Source organism: Pseudoalteromonas sp. SWYJ118, from assembly GCF_015864505.1.
GTDB classification, from domain to species: Bacteria; Pseudomonadota; Gammaproteobacteria; order Enterobacterales; family Alteromonadaceae; genus Pseudoalteromonas; species Pseudoalteromonas arctica.
Genome location: NZ_JADYXC010000008.1, coordinates 158,910 through 175,452, shown reverse-complemented (window position 1 = coordinate 175,452; position 16,543 = coordinate 158,910). Strand labels below are relative to the sequence as shown.

17 protein-coding genes and 3 pseudogenes are annotated in these 16,543 nt (G+C 37.9%); 5 read left to right on the top strand and 15 right to left on the bottom strand.

Annotated elements, in window-relative coordinates; translation table 11 throughout:
* Positions 1 to 130, bottom strand: a pseudogene (locus I6F48_RS10350) (transposase); the annotation flags it as partial.
* A gap of 156 nt (positions 131 to 286) precedes the next feature.
* Between I6F48_RS10350 and I6F48_RS10345 the strand changes: the two are divergent.
* On the top strand, positions 287 to 1,321 hold the full coding sequence (locus tag I6F48_RS10345; protein ID WP_197119354.1) for an IS110 family transposase: 1,035 nt from the start codon (positions 287 to 289) through the stop codon (positions 1,319 to 1,321).
* A gap of 431 nt (positions 1,322 to 1,752) precedes the next feature.
* Here the strand turns inward: I6F48_RS10345 and I6F48_RS10340 are convergent, their stop codons facing one another.
* From I6F48_RS10340 to I6F48_RS10310, 7 genes and pseudogenes are all read right to left on the bottom strand, one after another.
* On the bottom strand, positions 1,753 to 1,953 hold the full coding sequence (locus tag I6F48_RS10340; RefSeq protein ID WP_197111759.1) for a Type I secretion system protein TolC: 201 nt from the start codon (positions 1,951 to 1,953) through the stop codon (positions 1,753 to 1,755).
* An 86-nt stretch (positions 1,954 to 2,039) separates the two neighbouring features.
* Positions 2,040 to 2,291, bottom strand: a pseudogene (locus tag I6F48_RS10335) (transposase); the annotation flags it as partial.
* Between the two features lie 93 nt (positions 2,292 to 2,384).
* Positions 2,385 to 2,531, bottom strand: a pseudogene (locus tag I6F48_RS10330) (transposase); the annotation flags it as partial.
* Between the two features lie 740 nt (positions 2,532 to 3,271).
* A complete protein-coding gene (locus I6F48_RS10325) occupies positions 3,272 to 3,889 on the bottom strand; it encodes a hypothetical protein (RefSeq protein ID WP_197119353.1) in 618 nt (205 codons plus the stop codon).
* Between the two features lie 2 nt (positions 3,890 to 3,891).
* Positions 3,892 to 4,923 carry a DUF262 domain-containing protein gene (locus I6F48_RS10320; protein ID WP_197119352.1) on the bottom strand — a complete coding sequence of 344 codons (1,032 nt, stop codon included), beginning with the start codon at positions 4,921 to 4,923 and terminating at the stop codon, positions 3,892 to 3,894.
* Positions 4,924 to 5,083: 160 nt separating this feature from the next.
* Positions 5,084 to 5,557, bottom strand: coding sequence for a hypothetical protein (locus I6F48_RS10315; RefSeq protein WP_197119351.1), 474 nt, complete (start codon positions 5,555 to 5,557; stop codon positions 5,084 to 5,086).
* Positions 5,558 to 5,741: 184 nt separating this feature from the next.
* The gene (locus I6F48_RS10310) at positions 5,742 to 6,356 is read right to left on the bottom strand and encodes a cold shock domain-containing protein (RefSeq protein WP_197119350.1); all 615 of its coding nucleotides are present in this window, start codon (positions 6,354 to 6,356) and stop codon (positions 5,742 to 5,744) included.
* Between the two features lie 438 nt (positions 6,357 to 6,794).
* Here I6F48_RS10310 and I6F48_RS10305 point away from each other — a divergent pair, with 438 nt between their 5' ends.
* On the top strand, positions 6,795 to 7,412 hold the full coding sequence (locus tag I6F48_RS10305) for a trimeric intracellular cation channel family protein (protein ID WP_165742095.1): 618 nt from the start codon (positions 6,795 to 6,797) through the stop codon (positions 7,410 to 7,412).
* Between the two features lie 81 nt (positions 7,413 to 7,493).
* On the opposite strand, the gene I6F48_RS10300 is transcribed toward I6F48_RS10305, so the two are convergent.
* Entirely contained in the window at positions 7,494 to 7,997 is a 504-nt protein-coding gene (locus I6F48_RS10300) for a DUF421 domain-containing protein (RefSeq protein WP_197119349.1), read from the bottom strand.
* Between the two features lie 64 nt (positions 7,998 to 8,061).
* Positions 8,062 to 8,514 carry a DUF302 domain-containing protein gene (locus tag I6F48_RS10295; protein WP_197119348.1) on the bottom strand — a complete coding sequence of 151 codons (453 nt, stop codon included), beginning with the start codon at positions 8,512 to 8,514 and terminating at the stop codon, positions 8,062 to 8,064.
* Positions 8,515 to 8,661: 147 nt separating this feature from the next.
* Here I6F48_RS10295 and I6F48_RS10290 point away from each other — a divergent pair, with 147 nt between their 5' ends.
* Entirely contained in the window at positions 8,662 to 9,291 is a 630-nt protein-coding gene (locus I6F48_RS10290; protein WP_197119347.1) for a response regulator transcription factor, read from the top strand.
* Complete coding sequence (locus tag I6F48_RS10285) at positions 9,278 to 10,867, top strand: MASE1 domain-containing protein (protein WP_197119346.1); 1,590 nt, start codon at positions 9,278 to 9,280, stop codon at positions 10,865 to 10,867. The genes I6F48_RS10290 and I6F48_RS10285 overlap by 14 nt, the downstream gene beginning before the upstream one ends.
* Positions 10,868 to 10,872: 5 nt before the next feature.
* On the opposite strand, the gene I6F48_RS10280 is transcribed toward I6F48_RS10285, so the two are convergent.
* On the bottom strand, positions 10,873 to 11,415 hold the full coding sequence (locus tag I6F48_RS10280) for a hypothetical protein (protein WP_197119345.1): 543 nt from the start codon (positions 11,413 to 11,415) through the stop codon (positions 10,873 to 10,875).
* Between the two features lie 253 nt (positions 11,416 to 11,668).
* On the opposite strand from I6F48_RS10280, the gene gloA reads away from it, so the two are divergent.
* Entirely contained in the window at positions 11,669 to 12,196 is a 528-nt protein-coding gene (gene gloA, locus I6F48_RS10275; protein ID WP_165728670.1) for a lactoylglutathione lyase, read from the top strand.
* A gap of 69 nt (positions 12,197 to 12,265) precedes the next feature.
* Here gloA and I6F48_RS10270 read toward each other — a convergent pair whose 3' ends face one another.
* The 4 genes from I6F48_RS10270 to bioD form a co-directional block, all read right to left on the bottom strand.
* Positions 12,266 to 12,781, bottom strand: coding sequence for a hypothetical protein (locus I6F48_RS10270; RefSeq protein ID WP_197119344.1), 516 nt, complete (start codon positions 12,779 to 12,781; stop codon positions 12,266 to 12,268).
* Positions 12,782 to 13,027: 246 nt separating this feature from the next.
* Positions 13,028 to 13,891 (bottom strand): protease HtpX, encoded by an 864-nt coding sequence (gene htpX, locus I6F48_RS10265; protein ID WP_197119343.1) that lies wholly within the window; start codon positions 13,889 to 13,891, stop codon positions 13,028 to 13,030.
* A gap of 211 nt (positions 13,892 to 14,102) precedes the next feature.
* Positions 14,103 to 15,686 carry an FAD-dependent oxidoreductase gene (locus I6F48_RS10260; RefSeq protein ID WP_197119342.1) on the bottom strand — a complete coding sequence of 528 codons (1,584 nt, stop codon included), beginning with the start codon at positions 15,684 to 15,686 and terminating at the stop codon, positions 14,103 to 14,105.
* A gap of 129 nt (positions 15,687 to 15,815) precedes the next feature.
* The gene (gene bioD, locus I6F48_RS10255; protein ID WP_197119341.1) at positions 15,816 to 16,499 is read right to left on the bottom strand and encodes a dethiobiotin synthase; all 684 of its coding nucleotides are present in this window, start codon (positions 16,497 to 16,499) and stop codon (positions 15,816 to 15,818) included.
* Between the last annotated feature and the right edge of the window lie 44 nt (positions 16,500 to 16,543).

The following is a 16,543-nucleotide window of genomic DNA, read 5'->3' as shown; positions in this document are numbered from 1 at the left end:
GTCGATGCTCGTAAGATTGACCAGTAAAACGGTCTTCTCCACATAAAAATGCGCGACGAACACAGCGTGAAATACAGTGATAGTACTTTGTATCAACCAAACTTACTTGACGCTTTCTTGCAATTGCCATAAGACACCCTGCTCGTTTTTCGCACTAACTGAAACGTAGCCTTAAATTTTAAAAAGATCAAAATTTAGGATGGGTGATGAGATGGACGCTCCCCTAAACGGCGTCAATGCGCCAAACTGGTAATTGAACTCACTCAGTTAAAAGGGAACGTCCATCATGAAAATTAGCACATTATCAATTGATTTAGCAAAAAATGTATTCCAAGTCGCTGGCTTTAATTCTAACCATAAAAGAGAATGCAATAAACGTTTAAACAGAGCTAAACTCAACGCCTTCATGGCGAATACCCCTCCGTGCCGCGTGGTGATGGAAGCCTGCTATTCTTCCCACTATTGGGGGAGAGTATTTACGTCTTACGGTCATACCGTTGACCTTATTCCAGCACAACACGTTACGCCTTTTGTACGCGGTAATAAAAACGACAGTAACGATGCCCTTGCTATTTACGAAGCCAGCTTACGCCCTCATATTAAATTCGTTCCTATTAAAACTGAAGCTCAGCAAGAAATACTCATGCTTCATAAAATACGCGAACGGCTGCTACAAAATCGCATTGCTGCAACGAATCAATTACGCGGTTTATTGGTCGATTTTGGGTATGTATTTCCTGTCGGTATGAAGGCGTTTGAGCAAGGGATAATTACGTTAGAAAGTGATTCTGAGCTTCGCCCTCAGCTGCGCATAATGGTGAGTGATATTTACACTGAGTACAAAACCCTTGTTAAGCGCATTAAAGCTATTGAAGCGATGCTTACCGCACACGTTGAACGGGATACAAACGCTAAAATACTTCACTCTATTCCTGGCGTGGGTGTACTCAATGCCTCAGCTTATGCAGCATCAATCGGGAACGGTCAGGCATTTAAAAATGCAAAAGAGCTGGGCGTCTGGCTAGGGTTAACTCCAAAACAATATGCGTCAGGCGATAAAAGTAAAATGTCTGGCATTACTAAGCGCGGTAACAGTTACCTACGAAAACAACTTATTCACGGTGCTCGCGCCCTTATCGCCAGAAGCCACCATAAAACAGATGCGCTAAGCCAGTGGATAAACCAGCTGCGCGAGAAAAAACACTTTAATTGTGTGGTGGTTGCCACCGCACACAGATTGGCGCGACTGATGTGGATATTGCTGACCAAGCAAACTCTCTACTCACCTCAGTTTGTGCAGAATACACAAAAGGATGCTTAATTATGCGTATTTTACACACCAATCACACCCGAGTTTACGACTTAAGACAGCCTGGTTATGACATAGGTTTTAAAACCTGAGTGGGTGTTTGGGCACTTAAGTCGTAACATACGCTTATTCTGTATGTACTTCACTTATAATGAAACAAAAAGCGCACGCTAACCAAGGTTAACCAGATAAAGACACGAGATTAAATCTCGTTTGGGTGAATATTTTTTAGGTCCCTTGGTACGAAGCTCATTAGGAGCATGGCGCATGATAACCATAGCTCGAATATATGTCAGTACCTTTGCTTTTCAGCAAGCTTGTGACGCATCATTACTGTGAAATGGGATACATGATAATAAAATAAAGGCATCAATTTTGATGTTTATACATTAGCTCGTCTTGACTTCAAGGGAGCGTCCATATATGTCATTGTTAATTTTGTTTTAATTTTTGAATAAAAAATTTAGATTGGGTGTCTTGTTAATTTTAAGCAGCTTATCTTCAACCCACCCTCGTCGATGCTCGTAAGATTGACCAGTAAAACGGTCTTCCCCACATAAAAATGCACGTCGCACGCAACGCGAAATACAATGGTAGTATTTTGTATCAACCAAGCTTACTTGACGCTTTCTTGCGATAGCCATAAGACACCCTGCTTATTTTTCGTACTAAATAAAGGCTAGCCTCTAACTTCGAAAAGTGCAAAATTTAGGATGGGTGTCACTGTTAATTCTGCTTTCTTATCATCTACATACAGTACTAAATGGGTGTGATTACTCATTACGGCATAAGCACATACATCAATACAAAATACCTTCGCTAATTCAAGCAGCTTATCTTCAACCCACCCTCGTCGATGCTCGTAAGATTGACCAGTAAAACGGTCTTCCCCACATAAAAATGCACGTCGCACGCAACGCGAAATACAATGGTAGTATTTTGTATCAACCAAACTTACTTGACGTTTTCTTGCTATAGCCATAAGACACCTGCTTACTTTTTGCACTAAAGAAAGGCTAGCTGCTAACTTCGAAAAGTGCAAAATTTAGGATGGGTGTCACTGTTAATTCCGTGTATCTTCAACCCACCCTCGTCGATGCTCAAAAGATTGACCAGTAAAACGGTCTTCTCCACATAAAAATGCACGACGAACACAACGCGAAATACAATGGTAGTATTTTGTATCAACCAAACTTACTTGACGCTTTCTTGCAATTGCCATAAGACACCCTGCTTGTTTTTTGCACTAAATAAAGGCTAGCCTCTAACTTCGAAAAGTGCAAAATTTAGATTGGGTGTCTTGTTAATTCTGGTTACCATAAAACAGATGCGCTAAGCCAGTGGATAAATCAATTACGCGAGAAAAAACACTTTAATTGTGTGGTGGTCGCCACCGCGCACAGATTGGCTCGACTGATGTGGATATTGCTGACCAAGCAAACTCTCTACTCACCTCAGTTTGTGCAAAATACACAAAAGGATGCTTAATTATGCGTATTTTACACGCCAATCACACCCGAGTTTACGACTTAAGACAGCCCGTCGAAGACATAGGTTTTAAAACCTGAGTGGGTGTTTGGGCACTTAAGTCGTAACATACGCTTATCCTGTATGTACTTCACTTATAATGAAATAAAAAGCGCACGCTAACCAAGGTTAACCAGATAAAGACACGAGATTCAATCTCGTTTGGGTGAATATTTTTTAGGTCCCTTGGTACGAAGCTCATTAGGAGCATGGCGCATGATAATCATGGCACCATAGCTCGAATATATGTCAGTACCTTTGCTTTTAAGCAAGCTTGTGACGCATCATGACTGTGAAATGGGATACATGATAATAAAATAAAGGCATCAATTTTATGCTTATACATTAGCTCGTCTTGACTTCAAGGGAGCGTCCATATATGTCTTGTTTATTTGGGAGTCAATTCTGCTAATGGGTGACCCTAATAATTTTTCTCTACTTTGTTAAATCATCAGATAATTGCATAAAATAGTTAGATAAAATTGTAAATATAAGCTCATTGTCATTCCGACGTTTTTGAACAAGCAATGAGGCCATCGTTGGCTTTACATTGACTAAATAGCCCATCTGATCTTTGACATATTTCTCAAATTTTGTAATTGCAGAAAGAGATCTATGCGCAATAGCATTACGTATAATTCTGAGTTCAAACATTTTTTCAGGTGCATCACATATCTTTTGAACTCTAGAATTTTTTCGAAAGTAGTCATCTATACGTTGTTGCAATACTTTAGCATCAAGCCAATCTGTAAAATCTTTCTCACGATCTTTTCTGTTTTTATTTATCTTTTTAAATGCTTCATTAATGTTTTTTGAAGCTACCCCCTGAGGCTTTATCTCTGCTTTACCACGTGTTTTTGCTTTACACATACACCTTAAAAAGTATTCTTCAACAAAACATTCCCAGCTAACAACCAAGCGGATAAAGCATCCTTCTATATGAGTATCTCTCTCTATACTTTCAGCCTTCTCAGAAAGGGCTAGAACGGTTTTATTTAACTCTATTAGATCATTTTTAAATAACTCATAGGTAGCTTTTAATACATAGGCCATATTTACACTACCAACTTAGCAATTTCCTCATGCCTGAAACGTCTCTGTCCAACATTACCGGTGCTTTGTTTAAATTGGGATTTCAAAACTGGATCAAACTGAGGGTGGATATATTGAATACAAAACTCTTCCATTTTCTGTTTTGTTTTTTCAACATCCAATTTACCAGTTTTTTCGTCCTCTTCCCCTTTAAAGCCAAATAGACGTGCATAAACTACTAAAAATAGTGAGTAAAACATAAACTTAGGTTTAAATACTTTTAATATATCAGGGGACTCTAATAAGTTGCCTAAAATACTTATTGTTTTATTAAAGTTAGAATTAATTGTATTTTTAAGAGGGAAGTCATCATCAAATTCTCGATACATTTTCTCTAAAAGCTTTGAATTAGAAGATTGTCTCCCGTAGATGATAGTGTATAAAATATCAGATACTAAAGATGCATCTGCCATTCGAGCTATTACCGCAGGAGTTAAAATCTTAAAATCAAGCCAAAAAGTGTTGTATTCTGATGCTAACTCATAAATTAAGGTTTTTATTTCACCTGCATATAAAGAATTCATTTTTTCTTGAGTATTGAGCGGAAGGCTAAATGAGTTCAATCGAGAAAATATAGAAATAATATCTCCATTTGACGCACCTCTTATAGAAATAAAAGAAACCTCGAAATCTTCAATCATTAACTGCTCTTCAGGAGGTAGCTCTTTAAATGATGTATTATAAAGTTCTTCATCAAAAATATTTTTTGATAATGTAAATTCGTTTTTATAATATTCTAATATCGTTGAAATACGTTGTTGACCATCAATAATTTCTTTTTTTCTTTTTCCGTTATCATCGATATAATCCCTCAGATATATTGGAGGTAAAGGGAAATTATTTAAAATTGTATCCATCAAAGCGGTTTTTGCATTAATAGGCCATGCGGTCCTTCTTCTTTGATATTTTGGTTGAATTGACAGCTCACCGCTATCTAGTAAACGAACGATATCTAAAATGCTATACATTCTTTGAGATAATTGAATTTTTGCCATCTGAATCCCTATTAATTACAATTTAAAATTATTTAATGTTAACTAAAGATTTGAGAGGAGCCTAACGAGGCGGCTAAACAATACTAACAGTCAAAATTGCTTTTAGAATGAGCTGTTTTTGTTGAGAAAACTCTACAACCTCAACCCCTTATTAGGGCTTTTACATTTGACTTCTATATTCTCTTTTAGCTTCTTTGGTAATTATATTTAAACAGAACTCAGCATTTGTCCTTAATTTTGCTAGTTTTTCTGGGTCTTCCGAGCTTGTTTCCATACAGAATAGTTCATTATAAAATCGTAACAATGACTCATGTGAGGTCTTATCCATAAAAAGAACGCTTGAATATACTTGAGTTTGTAATTTCAGCATTGATTTATTAAACATTAGTTTGCGATTATTGAGCTCTTCTTTATCGTGCTTTACGCCGTCAAGTTTAATATCAATCACAATATCGGCATAATTAATAATTACACTAAAAGCTTCAGATAATCCAATATAACAAGCTAGTTTTTTATCCCACCATTTTTCTGATTTGAATTTTCTCAATGCAAGCTTTACAGAGATTATTGCAGTAGGTATTGACACCACAAACGGAACAATAAATTTCATCGCTAGATCTACAAAATCATCCATAATTACCTCTTAGAAATTGAAGGATGAGTCCTAACAACTCATTCAAACCACTTTTGGGGCTATAACATCCCAAAACGACTTTTGATAATGTTATGGATTAAAATTTACAAAACTGTATTTATACACAGCCATTAATTAAATTTATTTTCATTCACCCTAACCTTTAACTAAATGATTTATAAAATTACCACTCAGTTTTAAACCGTGTATCTCTCTCACAAGGGTCACCATCCCTATCGCCATCCATTTTTGTATTCGGGCAGTTATTAATAAAAAACACCGCCTCGGCACGCGAATTCATTTGGCTGCAATGCTGCCTGCCATCACACGTAAAATTTTGCTTGCTTTTAGGAATAACGATTTTTGGGTATTTTTCATCAAAGGTGACTAAATCATCATTAGTAGCTAAATCGTCATTGGTGATAATAGGTATTTGGCTGCTTGAGTGAGCGTTGTATTTAGTAAACGCATATAAACAAAGCACAGTAAGACCAATTGAGGCCGTTTTACCTAAAAAGCTACTGGCAAAATTAGATTTAGCAATACGATGCGGCTGTTGTGTGCGTTTTTGATAAGGTACTTTAAGTTCTGCAACGCCTTCTATGCGGCAGTTAATTGCTTTGGTTTTACCGTCGGGCTGGGTTGCTACTTCAAAATAGATAGTGTCGCCAACTTTAGGCTTGCGGCTCATGTGTTTGAGCGCAGATATGTGTATAAACGTATCGTGTTCTAGGGTGTCTGATTTAATAAAACCAAAACCTTTGTCTGATTTCCACGACTTTAACAATCCTTTGTTCATGTATCCACCTGCTCTGCTTAAGCTGCGTTTTACGCAAATTCCATTTAGTTAACACTTGTTATTATACGTCCCTAAATTAAAACCATGCAACTATTTATTCATATTGCGTTAATTTTACGCTCTACCTACTAAACTTAATTATTAAGCTTAGCTATTAATTAAAGCACTAAAGCAAGTGCCCTAACAATGCTCACAGAGCTAAAACCAAGTGAAAAATCAGCCTGCTTTATTTTATGGCTAACGGATAAATGTCCTTTAAATTTTAATAATTAACCCGCACCTCCACAATGGCTTAACAGCTTGTTTACACTAGATTTTGTTATTAGTTATTTCTATCTGAATGAAGCTTTTTTAGTATGATTTTTCATTCGTTATTTACTTAATTTATCTATACAATCCACACCTTATTTTTACGTACGTATTTCAAGTGATTATCTCATGCTATTAACGATTGTTTATATTATTGGTATTACAGCAGAAGCCATGACTGGCGCACTTAGCGCTGGGCGAATGAAAATGGATTGGTTTGGTGTTGTACTGGTTGCCAGTGCAACGGCAATTGGTGGTGGTAGCGTTCGAGATATATTACTAGGCAATTACCCGCTTACGTGGGTTCAGCACCCTGAGTATTTATTAATTACTTGTATTGCCGGTATTGTTACTACATGGCTTGCTAAGTGGGTAGTTAAATTTAAAGGCATATTTATGCGCTTAGACGCCCTTGGCTTAGCTGCCTTTAGTATTATTGGCTGTCAAGTGGGGCTAAATATGGGCTTGCACTATGGTATTTGTGTTGTGGCTGCGGTTGTTACTGGCGTATTTGGTGGGTTACTGCGTGATTTAATATGTCGTCAAGCGCCGTTGGTATTGCACAACGAGTTGTATGCCAGCGTATCGCTAATTGTAGCGTGCTTATACTTAGCGCTGCACCATTACAATATAGACGACAACATAAGCATTATTGTAAGCCTAGTTGCGGGATACTTAATACGTATGGCGTCAATACGCTTTAAATGGCGCTTACCTACGTTTAGTTTATTAGAACCAGCTAAGTAGATAAAATAGTTATATGAGACAGGCTTGAATCTGCTAGGCAATAAAGCCTGTCTTCTCTTTAATGATCTTACTATTTAATACTCACACTACATCGCTTAACGCGGTTTTAGAGCCACTGTTACTGTGTGGCATTACGCTAAAGCTGCCGTCTGTTTCGAGCACAACTGCGGCTACCTCTTCTATTGCAATAATACCTGCGCCTCGCACTGCAGCACGAATTTCTGACTTTGTTACCCGTTGTGATTTAAGGGCTGAATCACAATACTCGCCATTACTTAATAATAACGTGGGTTTTGCTTTTACAAGCGCTGCAAATTTTGACGAGCGTACACTAAGCCACGTAATAACATATTGCAGCCCTATCAATACTACAAAAGCAAGAATGCCCTCAAACAGCGGGACACTTTGAGAAATAATAACAGACGCTAATATAGAGCCCAGCGCAATGGTAACTACAAAGTCGAACACGTTCCACTTTGAAAGCGTACGTTTACCCGATATACGCAGCCAAAACACCAGTGCTATATAACCCAGCACACCAATTATAAGTACACGTAATAACCCCTGCATGTCATCGTAAAACATAATGGCTCCTTTTCTATTTTAACGCTTAATGTAAGTGCTCGTTACTTGCTTACATTTTTTTAATTTATTGCTTAACCGTAGTTGTTACGAGTGAGTGTAATACTTTGCTTATTTTTTTAGCCGCTGGACAATTTACAGCATTATGGCGCGCAGCTATATAAGTAGGATCGTTGTAACTTAACCACACTTGCGATTGTGCGTCTTCCCATACCAGTGCTTTTAGCGGTAAATCAATACCTATTGTTTGTGCGCACTGCATAAGTGGTGTGCCGCCTTTAGGGTTACCAAATATAAGTACTTCTGTTGGGTTAAGCTCCTTATCTACTTTTTTAGCACCGGCTGCGTGATCTATTCTTGCAAATATATTTAGCCCTTTTTGTTTTGCCAAATTCTCAAACTTATCCATAGTGGCTTTTGCACTTAATGGGCTTTTTACTGAAATTAGCCCCTCTACTGCGTTAGCATTTGTAATAGTAAAGAGTAATGCGAGTCCAAAAATAATGTTTAGTGTTTTCATAGAGCCTCCGTTTAAATATATAAATACTGAGCGTTATTGCTCCTTTAATTTTTACAGTGTACATTTTTGCTAGGTAATTAAATTTAATAAATTTTTTGGCTGATGGTTATGTATTTCAATGTATAATAAATTTAAAGGGAGAAATACATGCACATTGGAATAATTGAAGATCATCAATTAGTACGCGACAGTTTTAAAAAACTACTAGAGCTACAAGCAGACTGGGAAGTAATAATAGAAGCCTGCAACGTTAGCCAAGCAAAACTGGCTGTTGAGCTTGAACAACCCGATATATTTATTGTTGATATATCACTTAATGAATTAGAAACCGGCCTTACATTTTTAACCTACCTTAACGAAAATTTCCCTGAAATTAAAACTATTGTTGCCTCTATGCACGATTACGAACCTTATGTAAGTAATGCACTACGACTAGGCGCGCTTGGTTATGTGTCTAAGCGTTCTGCGTCGGAGGAGTTAATTGATGCCGTTAAATCGGTTGCATTAGGTAAACGCTACATAAGTGAAGACGTAAATTTTGCTTTAAATACACCAAACTTAGCATTAACTATTTTAACTAACCGCGAGCTTGAAGCTTTACCGCTGTTAGCAAAGGGCTTTAATGCAAAGCAAATAGCGCAAAAATTAGAAATAATGCCTAAAACAGCGCACGTGCATAAGGCCAATATTTACAGCAAGCTTAATGTTACAACCTCGTTTGAGCTGTTAAAAATAGCTATTGATGCGGGAGTAATAAAGCTAGATGAACTTACCTAGTACACTGCCCGCCTTTAACTTTACTATTACAGCGACCGTTAAAGAAATTACAAAGCAGCTTTTGGTTGGTGTAATTTATTTTATTGCCTGCATTGCTGCTTTTTGGGTAGGATCTAATTTAGAAACAGTGCCCGAAAGTAGTGCTATATTTATTCCTGCAGGGATAAAAATTGCTTTTTATTTACTTTCGCCAACTCGGTATTGGATTACTTTGTGGGTATCGTCTCGTGCTTTGGCTGCTCACTTTGGGTATACAATGACCGGCGCATGGGAGTTTAATTTACTGCATGGTTTTTGGCAGGAGCTTTGCTTTTTTGCCCTTGTGTATGCGTTTAAACATAGCCGCTGGCCGCCGAGCATTAATAATAGTTTAGGTATACTTTCGTTGATTTTATTGTGTGTTGCGAGCACCTCAATAAAGTGGTTTTTGTTTTCCAGTGCGTTTGAATTTACAAACATATTGGTTGCTAAAGAGCTATTACAGTATCAGTTAAATATGTGCCTTGGCGATATAACTGGCTCATTATTAATTGCGCCGTTTATTATGCTACTTCATTCTTTAAACCTTCCGTTAAAGCGCCCTGCATTACTTAAAATCACTAATTTAATGGTTACGTTGGCTACCGTTTTACTTGTTATGATGCTTGTATACCTGATACGCCCTGATACCTACCCATTACTTCGCCTTGCATCGTTATTACCTATTATTTGGTTTTCGTATCGCTTTGGCGTATTAGGCGCGGTAACTAGCGCTACACTTATTAATGCAATAATAATAGTTGAAGCAAGTATTACCCATGAGCCTAGCAATACCTATATTAGCCAGTTGTTTATTTTAGCTAATGCGATTACCAGTATGGTGTTAGGCGCGGCTATTACAGAGCTTAAACGTAAAAATACTGAATTAAAAAAGATTAACCGCGTGCTTAAAAAGCAGCTTGAGCAAAACACGCTTCTTGGGGCTAAAATGGTGAGCGTACAAGAAAACGAGCGAAAGCATCTGTCACAAGAGTTACACGACGAACTTGGTCAAAACTTAACGGCTTTAAAAACCGATTTGGCTATTTTGTCGCACCTTAGTGATGAAAAAACGCAATCGTTTGTGGCTACGTTAAAAAGCAATGCAAACTCTATGTACGATTCTGTTTATCAATTAATGCATTACCTTCGTCCTCGTGAACTAGACGAATTAGGGCTACAAAATGCGATGACCCAAGGGCGATTAAAAAGCTTACTTACCAAAGCAAATATTAGCTACGAGGTTAATTTTAATGTAGATAATGCACTGACAAAAGAGCATGAAATTGCCGTTTACCGAATTTGCCAAGAAGCCGTGACCAATTGCATTAAGCACAGTAATGCGGGCAATCTTATTATAAATATTAAAACGGATAGTCAGTTTATAAAATTAGAAATTAGTGATAACGGAAGCAAAGTAAAACCGACTGAAAATTCAGGTAACTATGGTTTAGCATTTATGGAAGAGCGCGCTATTGCGCTAGGGGGTAGCTTTAAGGTTACTGATCAAGGCGGCTTTAACATTAAAGTAAAACTGCCTATAAGTGTTGGGCGTTAAACGCTTTAACAAATTGATACTTGCTTAGTGTAAAACTTTTGCCTTGGTTGGTCATCAAATGCGTTATCGGGGTTTACCTGTATTTCAACTTGGTTGCCCACCAGCTGTAGCAATAACCCGGTCGCTATTTGGCAATTGCCTAAGGTTGATTTTACAACCACCTTTTTGCCTATAGCGTCTTGCAGCCTTGGCTTTGGTAAATTAGGGTTAGTAACAGGTCTTAACCCTTCTGCTTTAACAAATAAATTTATGCAATAAAGTTTAGCTGCGGCAACTCTTTGTTCGTTCATTTTAGCTATATCAACATTATTCAAAAAATGAATAATGGCTTGGTTAGCACGGCTAAAATCACTAGTAACATCGTCTAGCTCTCGCCCTGCTGCCCACTTTCGGGTAACTAAATACTTGCCAGCTTCCATTCTTACTAAGGTAATTGACGCTCCAGTCATTTTACTAAACCATTCAATACAATAACTTGCTGTATTAATGTTATGAAGTAATACGCTCATGCTGCCAAATTCTTTTGTACTTTCACCCAATAAAGTCATATTTGTATCTCAACGTCCTAGTTGTAAAGAGTTTAATAGTAATTATAAAAGTAAAAAATCATCCATATTCCTAATCAATCTAGGAAAATGGCTTAGCAAATAACATGTGCTATTTATAAAACACCATTTACGAGCTTAAACCCATTATTAATGGTTAAAATATTAAGCAGTGGTTTAAATTTATCGTACGGTTGATTATGATTAGTTAAGTACTATATCTCTATTTTCGCTTTATTATTTTGAAAGGATCGCCATGTCTAGCTATAACGAATCTCCAGAGCAAATTGAACAAGCCACGCAAGGCTATGTAATGCAGCAAACAATGTTGCGTATTAAAGATCCAAAGCCGTCTTTAGAGTTTTACCAAAATGTATTAGGTATGAAGCTGTTAGGTAAGTATGACTTTCCTGGTATGAAGTTTACGCTTTACTTTTTAGGCTACGAGCAAGAGCTGCCAGAAGGCGATGATAAAGCAAAAGCTGAATGGGTGTTTCGCCGCCCTGCGCTAATTGAGTTAACCCATAACTGGGGCACTGAAAACGATGACAGTTTTGAGGGCTACCACAGTGGTAACCAAGAACCAAAAGGCTTTGGCCATATTGGTATTAGCGTGCCCGACGTTTACGAAGCAAGTGAGCGCTTTGCCAAATACGATGTAGAGTTTGTTAAAAAGCCAGATGATGGCTCAATGAAAGGCCTCGCGTTTATTAAAGACCCTGACGGCTACTGGATTGAAATACTCTCTGCTGAGGGAATTACCGAGATTATACTTTCTCAGTAACTACTGATTTGTTTATATTAAAAACCAGCTTTTTTGCTGGTTTTTTTGTTTTACTTGTAAAATTTATCTCTATTTATAAGCCCAGGCATCGGTTATAAACACTTGGCACTTGTTGTAACTAGTAGCTGACTTTTGGGCTATCCCTCTTACTCTAAAATTAGTTAAGCCATTCGCTATTATTAGGTCTTCGTCGGTTATTGATAGCGTATCGACTAGTGCGTTTTGCTCTGATAAAAAGTCGACTTTAAATTTTATATTTTTAAACGAAAAGTCTGATTCATTTTTTATTTGCCCTATACACGCAACATACAAACCATCGGTTTCATTTTTAGTGCTTATTTGGCTTACATTAGCAGTTAGGTTTTTTTGTGCTTGTTCTTCAAGCCCTGCTACATAAATATTTTGATAAAAAACAGACCCAAAAATACCAACGATACTTAAGGCCAATGCACCAATAATTATGGGATTATTTTCTAAGTTAGAATACTTAGCTTGAAGAGAGGTGCATTGCGGGCATTTTTTAGCGCGTGAATCAATTGAGCTAAAACACATAATGCATTCTTTAGTTTGCTGAATATCTACCATTACAATAAGCATCCTTGTTAAGTATTAAAACCAGCAGCAGTGCTGACTTTTAAGGAGTTTAAGTGTACGCATGCAAAGAATATCCGTAAATACAAATAGCTTAAATAAGTAACGATTTTAGCAACCATTAAAAATAACTGTATATAAACACAGTGCGCTTGTTTTTAGCATTTTAACGTAAACACAAAAAAGCCAGCGGTTAAGCTGGCTTAGTATATTTACTAATTTATATAGTTACTTACATAGCTACTTACGAAGTGCGTCTATTCTAGCATCAAGCGGTGGGTGAGATGAAAACAGCTCAGCCATACCTTTGCCACTTGCAATACCAAAGGCCATCATTGAACCTTCTAATTGCGATGGGTGGTTTTGCTTTAATCGCTCAAGCGCTGATCGCATTTTGTCTGCACCTACCAATTTAGCTGCACCACTGTCGGCTGCAAACTCACGTTTACGGCTGTAGCTTGCAACCACTATACTAGCAAGTACGCCAAATAATACTTGGAATAACATATCGAATAAGAAGTAAGTCCAGCTACTGCCACCCTCTTCTTCATCGCTATTAATAAAGTTATCTACTATGCCAGCCAGCACTTTTGCGGCAAATATTACAAAGGTGTTTACCACGCCTTGTATTAGCGTAAGCGTTACCATGTCGCCGTTAGCAATATGCGATACTTCGTGGGCAAGTACGGCTTCGGCTTGCTCTTTGGTCATGTTGTGCATTAAGCCTGTGCTTACTGCCACTAATGAGTTGTTTTTACTTGGGCCCGTTGCAAACGCGTTCATTTCTGGGCTGTCGTAAATTGCCACTTCTGGCATTTTAATACCTGCTTTTTGTGCTTGCGCAGATACCGTTTGTACAAGCCAATGTTCGGTTTCGTTTCGAGGCTGCGTAATTACATGCGCGCCTGTTGATTTTTTAGCGATCCATTTCGACATAAATAACGAAATAAACGATCCACCAAAACCAAACACAGTAGCTATAAGTAAAATTCCGCCAAGGCTACGATGGCTTAAACCCAGCGCACTCATGATTATTGAAAGCACTACACCTAATACCAACATAACCGCTAGGTTAGTTAATAAAAACAAAAATACACGTTTCATATTGTCCTCACAAAAATAGGTTTGATCACCGAACATAAAATTAAATTAGGTTAAAGCAATCACTGCGCCATGACACACTATGTCATAACGTTAGCGCTATTTTGTGACAAACTATGTCATAACACAAGAGTTATTTATGTGTTTATTGATAATTTTTTTAAGAAGAGTTTTACAGCAATTTTAAATATGAAGTTTTTTATAAATCAGCTTATTACAAGCTGTTATTTAGCTCTGCCATATCAATTGGAAATCCACGCTCGTGTGCCAATATGCGCGCAACTTCGTCAATACTTTCGCAGCTATTATGTTTAAGGTAAGACCATTGATGAGTACTGCGGTGATGATTTACAGCAGGATCACTGCTTATTATTCCCAATTTTATAAACTCACCCACTATTTGATCTGCCGCTATTAACGTTGACGATGCTTTAACATTTTCGGCCCGTGCATAATTAATATGCGAATATAAACTTACATCGGCTACGCGCAAAGTGTCGTCATCACCTGGGATTTGTTGCCCGCCAAACAAGGCATTATTTTGTTTATTAGCAGTTTTAAACGCAGGTACAAACTCGGCTACATAATCAATTGCTGTTTGGGTGCGTGTTTGCAATGCTGCTTTGTCCCACCCATCTTTAATATAATGCAGGTATTTATTGGGAAGTTTAGGTTGTGCGCTCATTGGCGTTGCATCAGCTAACCCATCATTAAACAATGTAATGTTGTTAGTCATTCCATGTATTTGAAAGTAACCATTAGGGTAAGGCGTCAGCTGCGCCATACCTTCTGGCGTACCACGGTTACCATAAATAATTATTTCGGGTATTTGCCCACCAGCACCTTGCCAATGAGTAATGTAAGAGGCTTTAAATTCGACCATGCGTTTTACATCTACCCCAACCAGGTCGTCAATAATACCGGTTTGAAAACCACACGCATTAATAAGGTAATCTACCTCAATCGTTTGTGTATCGACTTGTGTATCGGTTTGAGTATCAGGTTGTTCATCAAGGCTTGGCTCTGATTGGTATTCAATGCGCCACTTAAGTGTTTGCTTATCATTATTGGTATTTATAACTGGCGATACATTTTTAACACTGGTGCTTGTTAAAACGTGAGCGTGTTTGTACTGTGCAAGTGCTAGTTGTGCACTGGCCGATAAACGAAATATATTCCAACCATATTCTTGTGCAACAATAAGCGGAAACTTTAACTTATCTAAATCTAAATGCTTAGCCACGGGTATCATCCACTCATCTAACGACGTGGGCTTCGCTACTTGTTTTTGCTTAGCAAGCTTTAGCATTTGCTCATAACTATATAACTGATAATAATGCTCTGGCTCGCCTAATATTTTGTTAGCGCTATCTTGCTCAACAAGCTCGCTGTAGGCTTTTACTAATTTATTTAAACGCGGAAATAAATCCTCGGGTGAGTCGTCATCGCGCTTAGGCACTGCAAATACTGTAGGGCGAACATCAATAGTGTGAGGATAAAGGCGCGCAATATCTATACATTGCTTGAGTAAATCTATGCAGTCTTCGTCGGGTATTTCACGGTATAAGTTGCCACCTGCATGCAAATGGCACATTGGAGGGCCATCAATTAACGACTTTTTCTTTTCAAGTACATAAGTTTCTAACCCTAACGCAGCAAGCCTAATGGCAATTGTGGCGCCTGCTGTACCCCCACCAATTATGCCTACGCGTTTTTTAGGTAAACCATAGTTTAGTGCTTTTGGCTCAGCGCTTACGTGCGCATCAGGGGCGTAGCTTTCAATAAATGGGTGCGTCATATAGTCGTTATGTCCTTAGTAACTTAGTAACATTGTCTTTAAGCAAGCTATGTATTTATAAATGTTTATATGTGTACTAAGGCTGACTATTTCAAGATTTACCTAAAAAAGTAAATCTTTTTAAACCACTTAAGTGTTTATAGATAATGCACTAAGCAAGCTTTTGTATATTTGTAACTTAGGAGTTTGCTCGCTGTATGGGCTTATAGCAAGTATTGGGAACGGTAAACGTGCTTTGAGTGAATCAAGGTTTGCTTGATACTCGTCCATGTTTTTATCGACTTGGTTTGCGATCCAACCAACGCAGTTTATACCCATACTTTGCATATGCGCAGCGGTTAGTAACGCATGATTTAAGCAACCTAATTTCATACCAACAACGAGTATTACCGGCAGTTGCTCTGCTTTAACCCAGTCGTATAAATACTCCGTATTGTTAATAGGTAACGCCCAGCCACCAGCGCCTTCGGTAAGTATATAATTAGCTCTCTGTTGTTTTACACCTTTATAAGCATCACTTAGTTTATCTACAGTAATACTAACCCCAACTTGCTCAGCGGCTATGTGCGGCGCAATAGGGGGTGCAAACGCAAACGGATTTACTACGTCGTATTTAGCGCTGACTGTTGCGCTTTCCATTAGTATGAGGGCATCGGCATTTACTAGCTGATCGAATGCCATTTCGCAGCCAGCAGCAAGAGGTTTAAAGCCAATGGCTTGTTTTTTGTGCTGGGCAAGTAACTTTAATAGCAAACTGGTAACGTGGGTTTTTCCGGCATCGGTGTCGGTGCCTGTTATAAAAAATTCTTTCATTACTTTGCCTTATGATCTGAATCTAACTTTGGTTAAATTAGCAA

Excerpts from the sequence above, each read along its gene's own strand:
- bioD (WP_197119341.1), bottom strand. The coding sequence starts at position 16,499 with ATGAAAGAATTTTTTATAACAGGCACCGACACCGATGCCGGAAAAACC.
- I6F48_RS10340 (WP_197111759.1), bottom strand. The coding sequence starts at position 1,953 with ATGGCTATCGCAAGAAAGCGTCAAGTAAGCTTGGTTGATACAAAATAC.
- htpX (WP_197119343.1), bottom strand. The coding sequence starts at position 13,891 with ATGAAACGTGTATTTTTGTTTTTATTAACTAACCTAGCGGTTATGTTG.
- gloA (WP_165728670.1), top strand. The coding sequence starts at position 11,669 with ATGTCTAGCTATAACGAATCTCCAGAGCAAATTGAACAAGCCACGCAA.
- I6F48_RS10320 (WP_197119352.1), bottom strand. The coding sequence starts at position 4,923 with ATGGCAAAAATTCAATTATCTCAAAGAATGTATAGCATTTTAGATATC.
- I6F48_RS10310 (WP_197119350.1), bottom strand. The coding sequence starts at position 6,356 with ATGAACAAAGGATTGTTAAAGTCGTGGAAATCAGACAAAGGTTTTGGT.
- I6F48_RS10270 (WP_197119344.1), bottom strand. The coding sequence starts at position 12,781 with ATGGTAGATATTCAGCAAACTAAAGAATGCATTATGTGTTTTAGCTCA.
- I6F48_RS10315 (WP_197119351.1), bottom strand. The coding sequence starts at position 5,557 with ATGGATGATTTTGTAGATCTAGCGATGAAATTTATTGTTCCGTTTGTG.
- I6F48_RS10325 (WP_197119353.1), bottom strand. The coding sequence starts at position 3,889 with ATGGCCTATGTATTAAAAGCTACCTATGAGTTATTTAAAAATGATCTA.
- I6F48_RS10280 (WP_197119345.1), bottom strand. The coding sequence starts at position 11,415 with ATGACTTTATTGGGTGAAAGTACAAAAGAATTTGGCAGCATGAGCGTA.
- I6F48_RS10305 (WP_165742095.1), top strand. The coding sequence starts at position 6,795 with ATGCTATTAACGATTGTTTATATTATTGGTATTACAGCAGAAGCCATG.
- I6F48_RS10285 (WP_197119346.1), top strand. The coding sequence starts at position 9,278 with ATGAACTTACCTAGTACACTGCCCGCCTTTAACTTTACTATTACAGCG.
- I6F48_RS10260 (WP_197119342.1), bottom strand. The coding sequence starts at position 15,686 with ATGACGCACCCATTTATTGAAAGCTACGCCCCTGATGCGCACGTAAGC.
- I6F48_RS10345 (WP_197119354.1), top strand. The coding sequence starts at position 287 with ATGAAAATTAGCACATTATCAATTGATTTAGCAAAAAATGTATTCCAA.
- I6F48_RS10290 (WP_197119347.1), top strand. The coding sequence starts at position 8,662 with ATGCACATTGGAATAATTGAAGATCATCAATTAGTACGCGACAGTTTT.
- I6F48_RS10295 (WP_197119348.1), bottom strand. The coding sequence starts at position 8,514 with ATGAAAACACTAAACATTATTTTTGGACTCGCATTACTCTTTACTATT.
- I6F48_RS10300 (WP_197119349.1), bottom strand. The coding sequence starts at position 7,997 with ATGTTTTACGATGACATGCAGGGGTTATTACGTGTACTTATAATTGGT.